The sequence below is a fragment of the Plantactinospora sp. KLBMP9567 genome, from assembly GCF_033446045.1.
Classification (GTDB): Bacteria; Actinomycetota; Actinomycetes; order Mycobacteriales; family Micromonosporaceae; genus Plantactinospora.
In genome coordinates this window covers 45,751-62,573 of sequence record NZ_JAWQRR010000040.1, presented here as the reverse complement: position 1 = coordinate 62,573, position 16,823 = coordinate 45,751, and the positions used below count along the sequence as shown (strand labels likewise).

Sequence of the window (16,823 nt, the reverse complement as noted above, 5' to 3'; positions counted from 1 at the left end):
CTGTTCCGTCGATCTTGTGCTCCGGTGGTGTCCCCGGGACGACCGGCTGCGGTTCAGGAGCCGACGGGTGCGGAGACCGGTGCCGCCCAACCGTCCGGAACGGGCAGCCCGGCCGCACGCCGGGCCAGGATCGCGGCACCCACCTGGGCGGCCTGGACCCCGAAGGCCGAGGGCACCACCTCGGGCGCGGTCCGCCAGGCCAGCGCCGCGCGCAGCGCCTCGCGTACCGGGTCGAAGAGTTGGGCGCCGGCCTCGGCCAGACCGCCGCCGAGCACGATCCGGGCCGGGTCCAGCGTCAGGGTCAGGGTGGCCAGCGCGATGCCCAGCGCGTGGGTCGCGGTGTTCCACACCGAGCCGGCCAGCGGATCGGTCGAGGCGGCTGCGGCGATGGCCCGGCTGTCCAGCCCCGGGGTGCCGCCGAGCCGGGCGTAGCGCCGGGCCAGGCCGCCGGCCGAGGCGTACACCTCCAGGCAGCCGCGCTGGCCGCAGCTACACGGCTCCCCACCGGGGTGTACCGGCATGTGCCCGACCTCCCCGGCCGACCAGGCGGTGCCGGGTACCGGCTCGCCGTGCAGCACCACCGTGGCGGCGATGCCGGTGCCGAGCGGCAGCAGCACGAAATTGGCCAGCCCGCGGCCGGCCCCGGCCACCGCCTCGGCGACGCCGGCCGCCCGGGCGTCGTGCCCGATCGCCACCGGCAGCCCCAGGTCGTCGTGCACCAGCGCGCGCAGCGGTACGTCCCGGAACCGGATGTTCGAGGCGTACCGCACCAGGCCGGCGGCCTCGTCGACGATGCCCGGGGTGACCACTCCGATCCCGGCCGGCACGACGCCGTCGTCGAGGGCGGTGTCGCGTAGCCGCCGGCAGAGGTCCCGGAGCGCGCCGACCGGGTCGCCGTCGGCCCGGGACGGCACCACGACCGAGTGCCGGAGCTGGCCGTCGGAGTCGAAGACGCCGCCCTTCATGGTCGTCCCGCCGACGTCGACCGCGAGGACGCAGCGACCGGCGGACGGGTCACCGGGAGGCGAGGTGTCGGACCGGGCGCTGACGACCGGCGGAATCACCGGGTCGCCACGGTCAGGTCCGCGGCGAAGTCGCGGTCCAGCGGAAACACCGGCCGGAGCAGGCGCTGGTACGGCAGCCGCTCGATGTCCTGGTCGACCCCGCCCGGGGTCAGCGCCAGCAGCCAGTCCCCGGCTATCTCGAACAACTCCGGTTCGAGGTAGCCGATCTTCACCACCACCAGGTCGACGTCGCCCACCGTCACGCCCAGCCGGGCGTACGAGGCCAGTTGGCGGTACTGCATCCGCCGCGAGGTGACGAAGACGCTGAGGCCACCCATCCGTACGCTGACGCACCGCCCGCCGTCCGGGTCCTCGGCGACCGCCTCCAGTACGCCGTCGAGGCGTACCGGACCAGGGTCGCGGGTGTCGATCCGGCCGCCGACCGGGACGCTGACCGGGGTGCCGAGCGGCTGGTCGGCGAGCTGCGCCACGGCGTCCGGGTCGACCAGTGAGGCGTACACCGCGCGGATCCTGCCGTCCCGGATCTGCGGGCGGGCCAGCATCCGGGCCAGCGCGTAGGTGACGTCGTCGGCGCCGCCGGCCCCGGGGTTGTCACCGGAGTCACTGACGAAGAAGGGGCGCCGGGCCGGGTCCCCGATCGCGACCAGTGCCGTGTCGAGGCACTCGTCCAGGCTGCCGGTCGGTGCGACGAAGGCGAACTCGTCGCGGGCCGCCCAGAAGTGTTCGCCGAGTTCCCGGGCCGCCCGGGTCGTCGCCTCGGCGTCGGTGCCGGTGACCACCACCGCGCCCCGGCAGCGGGGCTGGTCGGCCCAGGCGAAGCCGATCCAGATCGCGGCGTCGACGATGCCGTCCCGGGCCTCGATCTCGGGGATCCGGGCGTAGAGTCCGCGGGCCGGTTCGACCCGCGTGCTGGTCATCTCGCCGGGCAGCAGGATCGGCACGTGCACCAGGGCCTTGTGCGGGCGCTCCCCCCGGCGCAGCGCCTCGACCAGGTTGCGGGCCGCCCGCTCGCGGGTCCCCCAGACGTCGACGTGCGGCGCGGTGCGGTAGCAGGTGAGCAGGTCGCAACCGGCGAAGAGCACCGGCGAGACGTTGCCGTGCAGGTCCATCGCGGCCGAGACGTACGGCTGCGGCCCGATCACCGACCGGATGGCGGTCACCAGGTCGCCCTCGGCGTCCTCCCGGCCGACCACGCTCATCGCGCCGTGGATGTCGAGCAGTACCCCGTCGACCGGGCCGAGCCGGGTGAGCCCGTCGACGATCTCGGCGGCCCAGCCGTCGTAGCTGGCCGCGTCGACCGCCCCGCCGGGCAGCGCCCGGGCGTGCACCAGCGGCAGCCATTCGACGTCGGCGGCCCACGGCTGGACCGGGGAGAGCCAGGCGTAGCGGGCCAGCAGCGCGTCGCCCCGGGTGACCTCGAAGTCGTCGGCGGTGCTCAGGTGCGGCGAGAAGGTGCTGGACTCGATGTGGATGCCGCCGATGGCGATCCGCAGGGGACGGTGCACGGGTGGAACTCCTCAGGCGGGTCGGGCGTCGGTCACGGTGCGGACCAGATGCCCGAGGCCGACCAGGCCGGCATCCGGGCCGGCGACGCTGGCCTCGATGGACAGGGACTGGGTCATCGACGGCAGGCACCGCTCGTAGAGCATCCCCCGGGCCGCCGCGACGTAGACGTCCAGGCTGGACAGGGCTCCGCCGATGACCACGGCGTCGGGATTGAGGAAGTTGACCAGGCCGGAGAGGGCTACCCCGAGCAGCCCGCCGGCCCGCCGGACCAGCGTCACCGCGGCCGGTTCGGCGTCGACGACCGCGGCGATGACGTCCCGGGTGGTGGTGATCGGCTGGCCCTGCTCGGCCAGTTGGGCGGCCAGGGCGGCGCCGCTGGCGACGGTCTCCAGGCAGCCTCGGCTGCCGCAGGAGCACTGCCGCTCGCCGCTGTCGGCCACCCGTACGTGGGTGACGTCGCCGCTGAGCCCCCGGCCGCCCCGGTAGACCTGACCGCCGCTGACCAGGCAGCCGCCGATGCCGGTACCCGCCTTGACGTAGATCATGTCGCCGCTGTCCCGGCCCCGGGTGACGTACTCGCCGATCGCCGCCGCCTTGGCGTCGTTGTCGACCACCACCGGTACGTCGAACCGCGCCCCGAGTTCGGCCTGGGCGTCGACGCCGCTCCAGCCCGGCATCCGGGCGGGGCCGACCAGCCGGCCCCGGGGGAACTCGACCGGGCCGGGCATGGCGGCGCCGATCCCGAGCAGGGCCTGTCCGGGGGCGGTCGCGGCGCGGATCCGGGTGAAGGCGTCCCCGACCACCTCGAAGACCTCGCCGGGGCCGGCGGCGATGTCGATGCCGATCTCCTCGGCCGCGAGCAGCCGGCCGTCCGGGGTGCAGAGGCCGACCCGCGCGTGCCGGGCACCGAGCTCGGCGACGGCGAAGACGCCCTCGGGCCCCCGCAGCCGCAGGATCCGGGGCCGCCGCCCGCCGGTGGAGCGGCCGACGCCCTCCTCCAGGATGGCGCCCTCGTCGAGCAGCCGGCGCACCACTCCGGTGACGGTCGAGGGCGCCACCCGCAGCGCCTCGACGAGGTCGGCCCGGGAGGTGGCCTCGCCGCTGGCCAGCAGGCTGAGCGTCTGGTCGCGCAGGGTCGCGGAGATCGACGGGTCCGACATACCTCTCCTTCTTCCAGCCGGATCGTCCGGGTTCCCTTGCGGCTACCGGAGGTACGGGACGGGGATCACCGCGAAGGGTAGCGGACGAGCTTCGGCGGCTTTGATCCTAACCTGACGGAAGTCTGCGAAGGAAGTAGGTTAATTTCGTTGACGAGAAACTTAATCGCCTATACATTCTCCGCATTGATCGCTCGGGAAGCACCAGGTGGCTGGACGCGACGCCCCTCGCGCCCGGCGACGCGGGGCACGCGCACATCGATCGAGGAGACTCATGAGGAGCAGATTCCACCGGGGCGCACTCCGCGGCACCGTGGCCGTGGCCAGTGCGCTCGCCCTCGGGTTGGGCCTCGCCGCCTGTAGCGGCGACAGCAGTTCGTCGGGGAAGGGCGGAAGTCAGGGCAAGGACACCGCCACCGTCGCCTTCCGGACCCCGAACTGGATCCTGCCCATCTCGGCCCCCGGCTTCACCCAGGGCGAGAACGCCATCTTCGGCAACGCCCAGTACCGGCCGCTCTACCAGTACAAGCTCGACGGCACGGCGAAGTACAACATCGACACCGAGCGGTCGCTGGCCAACCCGCCGGAGGTGAGCGACGGCGGCAAGACCCTGACGATCACGCTGAAGGACAACACCTGGTCCGACGGGAAGCCGATCACCACCCGGGACATCGACTTCTGGTGGAACGTCGTCACGGCGAACAAGGACAAGTGGGCGTCGTACCGCAAGGGCGGCTTCCCGGACAACATCGCCGCCTGGACGATCAAGGACGAGAAGACCTTCTCGGTCACGACCACCCAGGTCTACAACACCGCCTGGTTCGTCGGGAACCAGCTCAACCGGATCACCCCGATGCCGCAGCACGCCTGGGACAAGGACTCCGCCGCCGCGAGCGTGAGCGACCTGGACAAGACCCCGGCAGGGGCGAAGAAGGTCTTCGACTTCCTGACGGCGGCGTCGAAGGACCCCAAGACGTACGCCAGCAACGACCTCTGGAAGGTCAACAGCGGTCCGTGGAAGCTGGAGAAGTACGTCCCGAACGGCGAGGTCGTGCTCGCCGCGCAGCCGAGCTACTCCGGTACCGACAAGCCGAAGCTGTCGAAGATCGTGCTGCGGCCCTTCACCAGCGACGACGCCGAGTTCAACGTGCTCCGGGCCGGTGAGATCGACTACGGCTACGTGCCGGCGGCCAACCTGTCCCAGAAGTCCTACCTGGAGTCCAGGGACTACACGATCGCTCCCTGGTACGGCTGGTCCATCACCTACCTCCAGCTCAACTTCAACAACCCGAAGACGGGCGTGCTGTTCAAGCAGGACTACCTGCGCCAGGCGATGCAGATGCTGATCGACCAGCCGACCATCAACAAGGTCATCTGGTCCGGCATGGCCGAACCGACCTGCGGGCCGGTGCCGCCCAAGCCGGGCACCGCCGGCTCGGCCGAGAACGGCTGCGTCTACTCCTTCGACCCGAACAAAGCGAAGGAACTACTGGAGGCGCACGGTTGGAAGGTGGCACCGGACGGCCAGACCACCTGCCAGAGCGCGGGCGCCGGGGCGAACCAGTGCGGCGAGGGGATCGCCGCCGGCACCCCGCTGGCCTTCACCGTCACCAGCCAGAGCGGGTTCGCCGCCACCACCAAGATGTTCGCCGAGATCAAGTCGCAGATGGCCAAGCTCGGCATCGAGCTGACCATCAAGGAGGTGCCGGACTCGGTCGCGGTCACCCCGGCTTGCAAGCCGACCGAGGCGACCTGCTCGTGGGACATGTCCTTCTTCGGCTCGCAGGGCAGTTGGTACTACCCGGCCTTCGCCAGCGGCGAGCGGCTCTTCGCCACCGACGCGCCGGTGAACCTGGGCAGCTACAGCAACCCCCAGGCCGACCAGCTCATCGAGGCGACCCAGTTCTCCGGCGACGACACCGCGCTGAAGGCGTACAACGACTTCCTCGCCAAGGACCTGCCGGTGCTCTGGATGCCGAACCCGGTGTTCCAGATCTCGGCGTACAAGTCCGGGTTGCAGGGCGTCGAACCGCAGGACCCGATGAACAACATGTACTTCCAGGACTGGTCCTGGAAGTAGTCGGCAGAAACTGACCGTCCCGGCTCCGGCGGCGCCCCTCGCGAGCGTCGCCGGAGCCCCCGAGGAGGGGAGGATCCGCCCGTGGTCCGGTACCTCGTCACGCGCCTGGGCCAGGCTCTCATCGTCGTCGTACTCGTCACCGTGATCGCGTTCGTCCTGCTGCACCTGCTCCCCGGCGGTGCCGCCCGGGCGACGCTGGGCAAGGAGGCGACGCTGGAGCAGTTGGCGGCCTTCAACCACGAGATGGGCTACGACCGGCCCTGGATCCAGCAGTACGGCATGTACGTGCAGCGCCTGCTGCACGGCGACCTCGGCTACTCGTTCCAGCTCAACCAGTCGGTCACCGAGGCGATCAGCCAGCGGCTGCCCAAGACCATGGTGCTGTCGCTGCTCTCCACCCTGCTGGCCATCGTGGTGGCGATTCCGCTCGGGGTGATCCAGGCGGTACGCCGCAACCGCTGGCCGGACTACGCCATCACCTCGCTGTCGCTGCTGGCGTACGCCACCCCGATCTTCTTCATGGGGCTGATGCTGATCATCGGATTCTCGCAGGTCTGGCCGATCCTGCCGCCGGAGGCGCCGCAGGGCTTCACCGTCGGCGAGGTGCTGGCCGACCCGGCCGGGCTGGTGCTGCCCACCGTCACCCTGGCGATCGTCACCATCGCGGTCTACTCGCGCTACGTCCGCTCCTCGATGGTCGACAACCTCAACGAGAACTACGTCCGGACGGCCCGCAGCAAGGGACTCTCCGAGCGGCGGGTAGTGGTCCGGCACACCCTGCGCAACGGCCTCTTCCCGGTCATCACCCTGCTCGGCATGTACCTGCCGGCGCTGTTCAGCGGTGCCCTGGTGGTGGAGTCGCTGTTCAACTTCCCGGGCATGGGGCACCTGTTCTGGCAGGCGGCGCTCAAGCGCGACTTCCCGATCCTGCTCGGCGTCACCCTGATCCTCTCGGTGGCGACCGTACTCGGCGCGCTGATCGCCGACCTGCTCTACGCCGCGGTCGACCCGCGGGTACGACTCCGGGGGAGCACCTCGTGACCACCCTGACCGAGCTGGCCGCCACCGGCCCGGTACGCGCACCGCAGCCGGTCGCCCCCGACGACGCCCCGGTACGCGGCCTGTGGCGGCAGGGGGTGGCGGTCTTCTGCGAGAACCGGCTGGCCCTGGTCGGCCTCGGCCTGTTCGTGCTGCTCGCCGGGGTCTGCTTCCTCGGGCCGCTCTTCTACCACACCGACCAGGTGCACACCGACCTTACGCAGGTGCACCTGGCACCCGGCGCCGGGCACCCGCTCGGCACCGACGGGGTCGGCTACGACCAGCTCGGCCGGCTGATGCTCGGCGGGCAGACCTCGATCGTGGTCGGGCTGGCGGCGGGGATCCTGGCCACCTTCCTCGGCACGGTCTGGGGCGCGGTCGCCGGTTTCGCCGGCGGCTGGGTGGACGCCGCGATGATGCGGGTGGTCGACGCGATGATGTCGATCCCGTCGCTCTTCCTCTTCATGCTGCTGGCCGCGATCGTCACGCCGAGCGTGCCGATGCTGATCCTCATCATCGGCGCCTTCGCCTGGCTCGGCCCGGCCCGGCTGGTCCGGGGAGAGGCACTGAGCCTGCGCTCCCGGGAGTACGTCCAGGCGATGCGGGCGATGGGCGGCACCGGCAGCCGGGCGGTACGCCGGCACATCGTGCCGAACGCCATCGGCACGGTGATCGTGAACGCGACCTTCCAGGTCGCCGACGCGATCCTCTACGTCGCCTACCTGTCCTTCCTCGGCCTCGGTGTCCCGCCGCCGGCCGCGAACTGGGGCGGGATGCTCTCCGACGGGCTCGCGGACACCTACAGCGGCCACTGGTGGCTGCTGTATCCGCCCGGAATCGCCATCATCCTCATCGTGCTCGCCTTCAACTTCATGGGCGACGGGCTGAGGGACGCCTTCGAGGTCCGCCTCCGGCGCCGCTAGGGGAGGTAGGGAAATGAGCGCACCGATCAGCTCGACCGCCGGGGCCGCGCAGGCGTCCGACCGGTCCGGATCGCTGCTGGAACTGCGGCACCTGCGTACCGACATCGCGCTGCGACGCGGCACGGTGCACGCCCTGGACGACGTCAGCCTGGCGGTCCGGCCGGGGGAGACCCTCGGCATCGTGGGTGAGTCGGGCAGCGGCAAGACGATGACCGCACTGTCGGTGATGGGCCTGCTGCCATCGGGCGGCGAGGTGGTCGGCGGAGAGATCCTCTTCGAGGGCCGCGACCTGCGGTCGCTGCCAACCGACGAGGTACGCCGGATCCGTGGCGTCCGGATGGGCATGGTCTTCCAGGACCCGTTGACCTCGCTGAATCCGACGATGCGGATCGGCACCCAGGTCGCCGAGCCGCTCCGGGTGCACCAGGGGACCGGCAAGGCGCAGGCCCGGGAACAGGCGATCGACATCCTGCGCCGGGTCGGGATGCCCCGCCCGGACAAGGTGGTCGACAACTATCCGCACGAACTCTCCGGCGGGATGCGGCAGCGGGTCGCCATCGCGATGGCACTGGTCTGCTCGCCCCGGCTGCTGATCGCGGACGAGCCGACGACCGCGCTCGACGTGACCACCCAGCGGCAGATCCTCGAACTCATCGACGACCTGCGGGAAGAGTTCGGGATGGCGGTCGTGCTGGTAACCCACGACCTGGGCGTGATCGCCGGTCGGGCCGACCGGGTCGCGGTGATGTACGCCGGCCGGGTGGTCGAGACCGCCAGCACCGGCGAACTGTTCCGGTCGCCCCGGCACCGCTACACCGAGGCGCTGATGGAGGCGCTGCCGGAGGCGGCGACCCGGGAGCCGGACGCCCGGCTCTACAGCATTCCCGGCCTGCCACCGGACCTGTCCCGGCCGCTCACGGGCTGCAGGTTCGGGCCCCGCTGCCGGCATGCGACCGAGGACTGCCGGAGCACCGAGGTCGCGCTGACCACCGGGCCGCACCAGTACGCCTGCCTGCACCCGGTGACCGTGTCGTCAGCCCCGGTGCCCGGGTCGCCCGCTGCCACCACCACCGCCGCGCCGCCGACCGCCGTCACCGCCGCGCCGCCGACCGCCGTCACCGCCGCGCCGCCGACCGCCGTCACCGCCGCGCCGCCGACCGCCGGCCCTGGCGAGGCGGGTACGTCGGTCGTGGCGGCCCAGCCCCGGACGGGTGCACCGGCACCGGCACCGCGTCCGGTCGGGCCGGTCGGGACAACGGAGTCCCGGCCGGCAGCACCGGCACCTATCCTGTCGATCCGCGAGCTGGTCAAGGACTACCCGGCGAACGGTGGCGGGCTGTTCCGCCGGGCCGCCGGCCGGGTGAGCGCGGTCGCCGGGGTGTCGCTGGACGTCCAGCCGGGCGAGACGTTCGGGCTGGTCGGCGAGTCCGGGTGCGGCAAGTCGACCGTGGGCCGCCTGGTGGTCGGGCTGGAGCGGCCGACCGCCGGGCAGGTCGTGCTGGACGGTACCGACATCGCGAGCCTGGACCGACGGGAACGCCGCCGGATGCACCGGCAGGTCCAGTTGATGTTCCAGGACAGCTACGCGGCCATGAACCCGCGGATGCGGGTCGACGCCATCCTCGCCGAGCCACTGGAGATCCAGCAGGTGGGCGACGGGACGGCTCGGCGGGCCCGGATCGCCACCCTGCTCGACCAGGTGGGGTTGTCACGACGAGTGCTGGAGCGCTATCCGCACGAGTTCTCCGGTGGCCAGTTGCAGCGGATCGGGCTGGCCCGGTCGCTGGCCCTGCAACCCCGGCTGATCGTCGGGGACGAGCCGGTCAGCGCGCTCGACGTGTCGATCCAGGCGCAGGTGCTCAACCTGATGCGGGACCTGCAACGCGAACTCGGCCTGGCGTACGTCTTCATCAGCCATGACCTCTCCGTCGTCGACTACATGTCGGACCGGATCGGGGTGATGTACCTCGGCAAGCTGGTCGAGGTCGGTCCGGCGCACGAGGTGGTCCGGTCCGCCCGGCACCCGTACACCCAGGCGCTGATCGACGCGGTCCCGTCCGCCAGCCCCGATGCCGCCGCCGCTGACCGGGAGACCATGACGATCCGGGGTGAGCTGCCGAGCGCGGTCAACCCGCCCACCGGATGTCGGTTCCGCACCCGCTGCCCGATCGCGGCCGAGATCTGCCGGACGGAACCGCCGTTGACCGGCGGCGTTCACCAGGTCGCGTGCCACTTCCCGCTGCGCCCGGAGTCGAGCGCGGCGACCGCCGGGGCGGGCGCGGCCGGATAGCGAGCCACCCCGAGCTGGTCGGCGTGACCGGGTCGGCGGCGCCCGGACAGCCGGACCCCGACCTGGTCACCGGTGGCCGGGTCGGGCGGCCGGACCGCCCGGCGGCCGGTCAGCGATTGTCCGGATCCGGGCGTAACGATCACGACCCCATGTCAGGCGGTCGGGAAGCCGTACCGGGCGGCGTGCTCGGGGTCGGCGGGGTCGATCTGCCGGATCCCCTCGTCGGCGAGTCGCTTGTTGACCTCGTCGAGGTGGTCCCGCACCAACCGGGCCTCCTCCTCGGTGACCCGGCCCCGGTGCGGCTTGCCGGCGTGCTCCAGGGTGGCGTAGTCGACCCGTTCCCGGCTCGCCTTGGCCGGGCGTACCCGTTCGGCGGTCCGCAGCAGTTGGGCCATTGGCACGTCGGTGGCGAGCGAGTCGAACTCGCTGGCGGTGAGCACGACCCGGCGGGGAGCCTCGCCCGGCTGGCCGTCGTGGATCTCCACCACCGCGACGTCGAGCGCCGCGTCGTCGATGCTCTCGACCTCGGTCGGCTCGGCCTCCAACTGCACCGGCCCGGCGACCAGGTCGGGGTGGTCCAGTACCACGATCCGGACCACCTCGTCGGCGGACTGGACCACCTTGCCACTGAAGTCGGAGACGTGAACCGTCCGCTTACCCATGCCTGCGCTATCTCCTGTCCGGGCGAGGGCCGCCTGACACCAGCTCCTCGGCAGGTGACGGCCAGCAACAGAAATTACCCGACAGGTGTGCGAACCGCCCGGTGGGGCCGGGGCGTGTCCGTAGATGACACCGCGGTGCTGGGCTGAGCAGGGCCACTGGTTGACTATTCGCCCTGCTTGACACCAGAAGGTCGTTCTTCGTTGCCACACGCGCCTGCTTCGCGTGGCGGGCGGACCTCAACTCTTGACGGCTTCTGCGATCAGCAGGGCGGCCTGGGCGGGCGTGAGGTGCGTGGTGTCGATGACCTCGGCCTCGCCAGGCAGCCACGTGCGGGCCGCCTCGGCGTAGGGCTCGAGGTATTTGAGGCGGAACGGGGAGGGGACGGAGTGTTCCCCCGCGATACGCCCGCGGAGGGTGTCCTGGTCGGCGTGGAGGACGAAGTGCCTGACCGGGATGGCATGCTGGGCGAGGCCCGTGCTGATCTCGCGCCAGTACTGCTCGACCAGGACCGTCATGGGCATCACCAGAGTGCCGCCGGTGTAGTCGAGTACGCGGCGGGCGGTCTCGACGACGAGTTGCCGCCACGGCGGCCAGTGCTGGAAGTTGTCCGTCTCGGGCAGCCCTGGCGTGATGTCCATGAGTGTCTCGCCGACCTTCTCGGCGTCGAACACCCGTGAGTCCGGGAGCAGTTGCTGCACGAGTGCACTGGTCGTCGTCTTGCCTGCCCCGTGGGTGCCGTTGAGCCACACGATCACGGGACCCGACACTACATGTAGCGCTTTGCGGGCCGCGAGAACGGGCACGGCAGAAATCCGGTACGGCTTCGGCGTTTCCCGCGGTGGTGCCAACCATCGAGATCAGGTGCGGCCCATCTCGAAAAGTTGCATACGGCTGGTGGGCGGATCGAGTGGCCCGCCGGGTGACCCTCCGGTGGCTAAGATGACGTTGATGACAGCCGCCATTCGCGCCCAGCTCTGCCGATCACTCACGGTGACCCGCGTGGTGGCGATACTGGTCGGGCTCGTCGGGCTGATCTTCATGCATCAACTCGTTGGTACCCCGATCGCGGATGGTCATCACTCATCGCCTGCCGCGGTTGAGGACATGCCTGCCGTGGTTGGGGACCTGGAGGGTGCCGGGCTCCAGTTGGCGGGTCTGGAGACTACGAGTGCCGTTCTCGCCGGCCCGGACACACACTGTCCTCCCGAGGACCCCCACTGCCCAGGGCCGCCGCACGGGCACCCGGGGCAGGTATGCCAGGTCACCACACCGGGTCATGGCCAGGTTGCGCCGGTGCCGGCCCTTCTCCCGGCTCCTGGCACGCTGCCGGTGCCGGTCGCTGTGTTGTCTCCACAGACGGCGGCGAGTGAGGCCGCCGGAGGCAGCGGCTGCGGTCCCCCGTCGCTGGCCGAACTGTCCCTCTGGCGCGTGTAGGCCGACTCCCGGCCCGGTTACCGACCCGCCTGATCAGCAGGCGGGTTTGTCGGGCATCTCGTCGTGACTTTGAACGGCTATCAGGGAGTCGATAACCCATGCGTATCAACCGACCCATCATGCGATCCGTCGTGCTGACGGCCGCCGCGATCGGCGCTGTCGCCGTCACCGCCGCCTGCGGTGGTGACGGGCACGGCAGCGGTCACACCGCCGAACGGCCGGCGGCCACCGCGACCAGCGCACCGGTCTCCACGACCGGACACAACCAGGCGGACATTGCCTTCGCCCAGGGCATGATCCCGCACCACCGGCAGGCCGTGCAGATGGTCGAGCTGGCGGAGCGCCGAGCCGGCGATCCGCAGGTCAAGTCTCTGGCTGGCAAGATCAAGACAGCTCAGCAGCCGGAGATCGACCAGATGACGGCGTGGCTGCGGGAATGGGGAGCGCCGACGGCCTCTCCATCCGTGGGCGGGCACAGCATGCACGGCATCGCTCCCGGCGACGCCATGCCCGGGATGATGACCGCCGAGGACATGACCGCCATGGAGCGGGCCAGCGGAAACGAGTTCGACCGGATGTTCCTGGAGATGATGATCCGTCACCACCAGGGCGCGGTGCAGATGGCCAGCACCGAGATGGAGCAGGGGCAGAACCCGGCGGCGAAGAGCCTCGCGGAGAAGATCAAGGCAGACCAGACGGCGGAGATCAGCCAGATGCGGAACCTGCTCAACAACCGGTAGGGCGGCACGGTCCGGCGTGCCGGTTCGCGGCGCGCCGGACCACCACACCCAACACGCTGCCTCCCTTCCCCGTCGACACTGCCTGGCGGGAATATCCGTACTCCGTACGGCGTACAATGTAAGGAGTTAATTCGACCGCCAGGGAGCCGCTCGTGAAAATCACCTCCTCCGCCGTCTCGCTGAACGTGGCGGACGTCGCCGCCTCCAGCAGTTTCCTCGTCACACACTTCGGGTTCACCGAGGCGATGGCCGCCGACGGCTTCGCGTCGCTGACCAGGGACGACGCCGGGATGAACGTCGTCTTCCTGCGCCAGGGCCTGCCGTCGCTGCCGGCCGACCAGCGCGACGACCACGCGGGTGGCCTGATCCTGGCCTTCGTCGTCGACGACCTGGAGGGCGAACTCGCCCGCCTCCAGGCCGAGGGTGTGACCATCACCATGCCGCTCACCGTCGAGGAGTGGGGCGAGCGAGCCTTCCAGGTGCGCGACCCCAACGGCGTCATCGTCCAGTTGGTCGACTGGAACGGACCCGGACAGTAGACCCGAGCCGCCCGGCCGTGGCCCGCCGGCACCTGTCGGCGGGCCACCGGGTCCTCGGCGGCTCGCCCGTCGGATCGACGGTCAGCTTCCGGTTCCGCCTCGGCTGCGGCCAGCGGGGACGGGACGCGAGCTGTACAGGCCGGCACTGGTGACGCCGTGGAACGGAGGCAGGACGATGAAGGTCACTAGTTAGCCCGGCCAGCGGTGTGACCAGAACACCGAGGAGACCGAAGAACGCCAGCCAACTCGCGCAGAGCAGCGCGCCGCCGCCGGAAGGCGAATCCCGCCAACAGCGCGGCGAGCGCCACGTATATTCCCAGCTCCAACCACTGGAACGTCCAGTACCGGTCGGCGGGTTGTCAAGGACGGTCGGCGTGGGCGGCGCGCGGCGCGGGGCCGGTGGTCCGGCGTACGTCCGGAAACCGCCGTTGGTCCGATAGGCACATCAACCGACGCTGATCTAAGTTCGACGGCAGTTGGCCGCCGCATCCGGATCATCCTGCGCGCGGCGGCGGTGGACGGACGGCGGGGGGCGCTCGTGCGGATTCAGCTGCTCGGTCCGGTGCGGGCCTGGCGCGACGGCGAACCGCTCGACCTGGGGCCCGCCGCCCGCCGGGTGGTGCTGGGCCTGCTGGCGCTGGCCGGCGGCAAGCCGCTGCTGCGCGCCGAACTCATGAGCGGGCTCTGGTACGACCGGGAGCCGCCGACCAGCGCGGCGAACGTCATCCAGACCCACGTCAAGCACCTGCGCCGGCTGCTGGAGCCGGAGCGGCGCCCCCGGGACCAGGGCACCGTGCTGCGGCTGGTCGGCGACGGCTACGCGCTGCACCTGCCCGACGCCGGGCTGGACGTCACGCGGTTCCGGCAGCGGATCGACGCCGCCACGACCGCACAGCGGCGCGGGCAGCTCGACGCGGCGACGGAACTGCTCGGCGAGGCACTGGCGCTGTGGCACGGTCCGCCGCTGGCCGACATCCCCACCCTGGCGAGCCATCCGAAGGTGGTCGCGCTGGCCGGCGAGCGGCAGGCGGCACTCGGCCGGTACGGCGAGGTGATGATCGCCGCCGGTCGGGCCGCCGAGGGTTTGCCGATCCTGGCGGAGGCGGCGGTCGCCGCGCCACTGGACGAGGCGGCGCACGCCCGGCTGATCCGGGCGTACCACGCGGCCGGTCGGCGGGGGCAGGCGTTCGCCGCGTACCACGAGGTGCGCCGGCGGCTCGCCGACGACCTCGGTGTAGCCCCCGGGCCGGCGCTGGCGGCCGCACACACCGCGCTGTTGCACGACGAGGAGCCGACCGACCGCCCGACCGGACCGGAGACCGTGACCGTCGGGGCGGCCCGGGGCGCGCCCAAGCCGGCGCAGCTTCCGGCGGACCTGGCGGAGTTCACCGGCCGGACGGCCGAGCTGTCCCGGCTCGACGGGCTGCTGGACCGGGCGACCCGGCCGCCCGGACCGGCGGCGACCGTGATCGCCGTGGTCTCCGGCACGGCCGGCGTCGGCAAGACCAGCCTGGCGGTGCACTGGGCGCACCAGGTGGCGCACCGGTTTCCCGACGGCCAGCTCTACGTCAACCTGCGCGGCTTCGACCCGGCCGGCCCGGCGGTGGCCCCGGCCGAGGCGGTGCGGCAGTTCCTCGACGCGCTCGGAGTGCCCGCTGAGCGGATCCCGACCGACCTCGACGCGCAGGCCGCGCTCTACCGAAGCCAGATGTTCCACCGGCGGATGCTGGTGCTGCTGGACAACGCCCGGGACGCCGCCCAGCTTCGCCCGCTGCTGCCCGGCGGTCCCGGCTGCCTGGTCGTGGTCACCAGCCGGGCCCGGTTGGCGGACCTGGTGGCGATCGAGGGTGCCGGGCCGGTGCCGGTGGACCCGCTGCCGGCCCGGGAGGCCCGGGAACTGCTGCTGCGGCGGATCGGCGGGCACCGGGCCGGCGACGAGCCGCAGGCGGTGGCCGACATCCTGGCCCGGTGTGCCGGGCTGCCGCTGGCGCTGGCGATCGTGGCCGCCCGGGTCGCCACCAGCCGTGACCTCTCCCTGACTGACCTGGCCGGCCAGCTACGCCGGGGTGCCGACCGGCTCGACGCGTTGAGCACCGGCGACCCGACCACCGACCTGAGGGCGGTCTTCTCCTGGTCGTACCGGTCGCTCAGTCCCGCCGCCGCGCGACTGTTCCGGCTGCTCGGCCTGCATCCCGGGCCGGACCTCTCAGCCGCCGCCGCGGCAAGTCTCGCCGGTCGGCCGCCGGCCGAGACCCGGGAGACGCTGGCCGAACTGACCCGCTCGAACCTGGTCGGGCAGCGGTCCGACGGCCGGTACGCCCCGCACGACCTGCTGCGGGCGTACGCGGCCGAGGTGGCCGAGCGGTTCGACTCGGAGCGGCGGCGTCGGGCCGCCGTCGACCGGCTGCTCGACCACTACGTCTACAGCGCGGACGCCGCCGACGGGCTGCTGCGGACCGAGCCGAGTCCTCTGCCGCTCGGCCGGCCGCGCCCCGGAGTCACCCCGGAGCGTTCCGCCGACCACCAGCGGGCGCTGGACTGGTTCGCCGCCGAACGCGTCGTGCTGCTGGCCGTCCTCGAACACGCCGCCAGCACCGGACGCGACGTGCAGACGTGGCAGCTCGGCTGGGCACTGGGCACCTACCTGGACCGAAGCAGCCACTGGTACGACCTGGTCGGTACCCAGTGCGCCGCGGTCGCCGCCGCCCGCCGGCTGGCCGAACCGGCGGCCCAGGCGGTCGCGCACCGGTTCCTTGCCCGCGCCTACACCCGGCTGGCCCGCCTCGACGACGCGGACACCCAGCTCCGCAACGCCCTGGAACTGTACGGCCGCTCCGGTGACCAGGTAGGGCAGGGCCACACGCACCTGAACCTGTCGCTGATGTGGGAGCGGCGGGGGCAGCTCCCCGAGGCGCTCGACCACGCCCGGCGGGCGCTCGGGCTGCTCCAGGCCGCCGGTAACCGGCACGGGGAGGCGCGGGCGCGCAACGCGGTCGGCTGGTACCACACCCTGCTGGAGGACCACGTCTCGGCGCTGGCCTACTGCGAGCAGGCCCTCGTCCAGCTCCAGGAACTCGACGACCGCAACGGCCAGGCCAACACCTGGGAGAGTCTGGGGCGGGCGCACCACCATCTCGGTCACCGGTCCCGGTCGCTGCGCTGCTACGACCACGCGCTGCGGCTCTACCGGGCGCTCGGTGACCGCCACCTGGAGGGCATCACGCTGTCGCACGTCGGCGACACCCACCACGCCTTCGGAGACCTGCGCGCCGCCGGGGACGTCTGGCGGGAGGCGTTGGAGGTGCTCGGCGAGGTCGACCACGTCGAGGCGGGGAAGGTGCGTACGAAGCTCGCCGCGCTCGACCACCCGGGCCAGGTGGTCGGGACCGGAGTCGGCGCCGACGGCTCCGCGTCCCGCCGGTGGTGAG

At 71.9% G+C, this 16,823-nt stretch carries 14 protein-coding genes; 8 read left to right on the top strand and 6 right to left on the bottom strand.

Going from position 1 to position 16,823, the window contains the following annotated elements:
• Positions 1-53: 53 nt before the first annotated feature.
• From R6Y94_RS29700 to R6Y94_RS29690, 3 genes are read right to left on the bottom strand one after another with little or no spacing between them, the layout of a single operon-like run.
• Positions 54-1,061: an ROK family protein gene (locus tag R6Y94_RS29700; RefSeq protein WP_318399262.1), complete on the bottom strand. Its 1,008-nt coding sequence runs from the start codon at positions 1,059-1,061 to the stop codon at positions 54-56.
• On the bottom strand, positions 1,061-2,530 hold the full coding sequence (locus tag R6Y94_RS29695; protein WP_318399155.1) for a M81 family metallopeptidase: 1,470 nt from the start codon (positions 2,528-2,530) through the stop codon (positions 1,061-1,063). Before R6Y94_RS29695 ends, R6Y94_RS29700 begins: the two co-directional genes overlap by 1 nt.
• Before the next feature lie 12 nt (positions 2,531-2,542).
• A complete protein-coding gene (locus R6Y94_RS29690; RefSeq protein WP_318399154.1) occupies positions 2,543-3,691 on the bottom strand; it encodes an ROK family transcriptional regulator in 1,149 nt (382 codons plus the stop codon).
• A 271-nt stretch (positions 3,692-3,962) separates the two neighbouring features.
• Here R6Y94_RS29690 and R6Y94_RS29685 point away from each other — a divergent pair, with 271 nt between their 5' ends.
• The 4 genes from R6Y94_RS29685 (at position 3,963) to R6Y94_RS29670 (ending at position 10,019) form a co-directional block, all read left to right on the top strand.
• Positions 3,963-5,768, top strand: coding sequence for a peptide ABC transporter substrate-binding protein (locus R6Y94_RS29685; RefSeq protein ID WP_318399153.1), 1,806 nt, complete (start codon positions 3,963-3,965; stop codon positions 5,766-5,768).
• 81 nt (positions 5,769-5,849) lie between these two features.
• Complete coding sequence (locus R6Y94_RS29680) at positions 5,850-6,809, top strand: ABC transporter permease (protein WP_318399152.1); 960 nt, start codon at positions 5,850-5,852, stop codon at positions 6,807-6,809.
• Positions 6,810-6,814: 5 nt separating this feature from the next.
• Positions 6,815-7,729: an ABC transporter permease gene (locus tag R6Y94_RS29675; protein ID WP_318399261.1), complete on the top strand. Its 915-nt coding sequence runs from the start codon at positions 6,815-6,817 to the stop codon at positions 7,727-7,729.
• A gap of 13 nt (positions 7,730-7,742) precedes the next feature.
• Positions 7,743-10,019, top strand: a complete 2,277-nt coding sequence (locus tag R6Y94_RS29670; protein ID WP_412102915.1) for a dipeptide ABC transporter ATP-binding protein — start codon at positions 7,743-7,745, stop codon at positions 10,017-10,019.
• A gap of 152 nt (positions 10,020-10,171) precedes the next feature.
• Here R6Y94_RS29670 and R6Y94_RS29665 read toward each other — a convergent pair whose 3' ends face one another.
• The 3 genes from R6Y94_RS29665 to R6Y94_RS29655 form a co-directional block, all read right to left on the bottom strand.
• Positions 10,172-10,681 carry a hypothetical protein gene (locus R6Y94_RS29665; protein ID WP_318399151.1) on the bottom strand — a complete coding sequence of 170 codons (510 nt, stop codon included), beginning with the start codon at positions 10,679-10,681 and terminating at the stop codon, positions 10,172-10,174.
• A gap of 237 nt (positions 10,682-10,918) precedes the next feature.
• On the bottom strand, positions 10,919-11,437 hold the full coding sequence (locus R6Y94_RS29660) for an AAA family ATPase (protein WP_318399150.1): 519 nt from the start codon (positions 11,435-11,437) through the stop codon (positions 10,919-10,921).
• A gap of 102 nt (positions 11,438-11,539) precedes the next feature.
• Complete coding sequence (locus R6Y94_RS29655) at positions 11,540-11,722, bottom strand: hypothetical protein (RefSeq protein ID WP_318399149.1); 183 nt, start codon at positions 11,720-11,722, stop codon at positions 11,540-11,542.
• On the opposite strand from R6Y94_RS29655, the gene R6Y94_RS45345 reads away from it, so the two are divergent.
• The 4 genes from R6Y94_RS45345 to R6Y94_RS29640 all read left to right on the top strand — a co-directional run bounded on the left by R6Y94_RS45345 (position 11,721) and on the right by R6Y94_RS29640 (position 16,822).
• Positions 11,721-12,116: a hypothetical protein gene (locus tag R6Y94_RS45345; protein ID WP_412102918.1), complete on the top strand. Its 396-nt coding sequence runs from the start codon at positions 11,721-11,723 to the stop codon at positions 12,114-12,116. The two genes, R6Y94_RS29655 and R6Y94_RS45345, sit on opposite strands and share 2 nt — an antisense overlap.
• A gap of 119 nt (positions 12,117-12,235) precedes the next feature.
• Positions 12,236-12,856: a DUF305 domain-containing protein gene (locus R6Y94_RS29650; protein WP_318399148.1), complete on the top strand. Its 621-nt coding sequence runs from the start codon at positions 12,236-12,238 to the stop codon at positions 12,854-12,856.
• A 152-nt stretch (positions 12,857-13,008) separates the two neighbouring features.
• Positions 13,009-13,395: a VOC family protein gene (locus R6Y94_RS29645; RefSeq protein ID WP_318399147.1), complete on the top strand. Its 387-nt coding sequence runs from the start codon at positions 13,009-13,011 to the stop codon at positions 13,393-13,395.
• A 538-nt stretch (positions 13,396-13,933) separates the two neighbouring features.
• Positions 13,934-16,822 (top strand): AfsR/SARP family transcriptional regulator, encoded by a 2,889-nt coding sequence (locus tag R6Y94_RS29640; RefSeq protein WP_318399146.1) that lies wholly within the window; start codon positions 13,934-13,936, stop codon positions 16,820-16,822.
• Position 16,823: the final 1 nt, after the last annotated feature.

Coding starts and splice junctions, on each gene's coding strand:
- R6Y94_RS29690 (WP_318399154.1), bottom strand. CDS start 3,691: ATGTCGGACCCGTCGATCTCCGCGACCCTGCGCGACCAGACGCTCAGC.
- R6Y94_RS29685 (WP_318399153.1), top strand. CDS start 3,963: ATGAGGAGCAGATTCCACCGGGGCGCACTCCGCGGCACCGTGGCCGTG.
- R6Y94_RS29670 (WP_412102915.1), top strand. CDS start 7,743: ATGAGCGCACCGATCAGCTCGACCGCCGGGGCCGCGCAGGCGTCCGAC.
- R6Y94_RS29665 (WP_318399151.1), bottom strand. CDS start 10,681: ATGGGTAAGCGGACGGTTCACGTCTCCGACTTCAGTGGCAAGGTGGTC.
- R6Y94_RS45345 (WP_412102918.1), top strand. CDS start 11,721: ATGCATCAACTCGTTGGTACCCCGATCGCGGATGGTCATCACTCATCG.
- R6Y94_RS29655 (WP_318399149.1), bottom strand. CDS start 11,722: ATGAAGATCAGCCCGACGAGCCCGACCAGTATCGCCACCACGCGGGTC.
- R6Y94_RS29650 (WP_318399148.1), top strand. CDS start 12,236: ATGCGATCCGTCGTGCTGACGGCCGCCGCGATCGGCGCTGTCGCCGTC.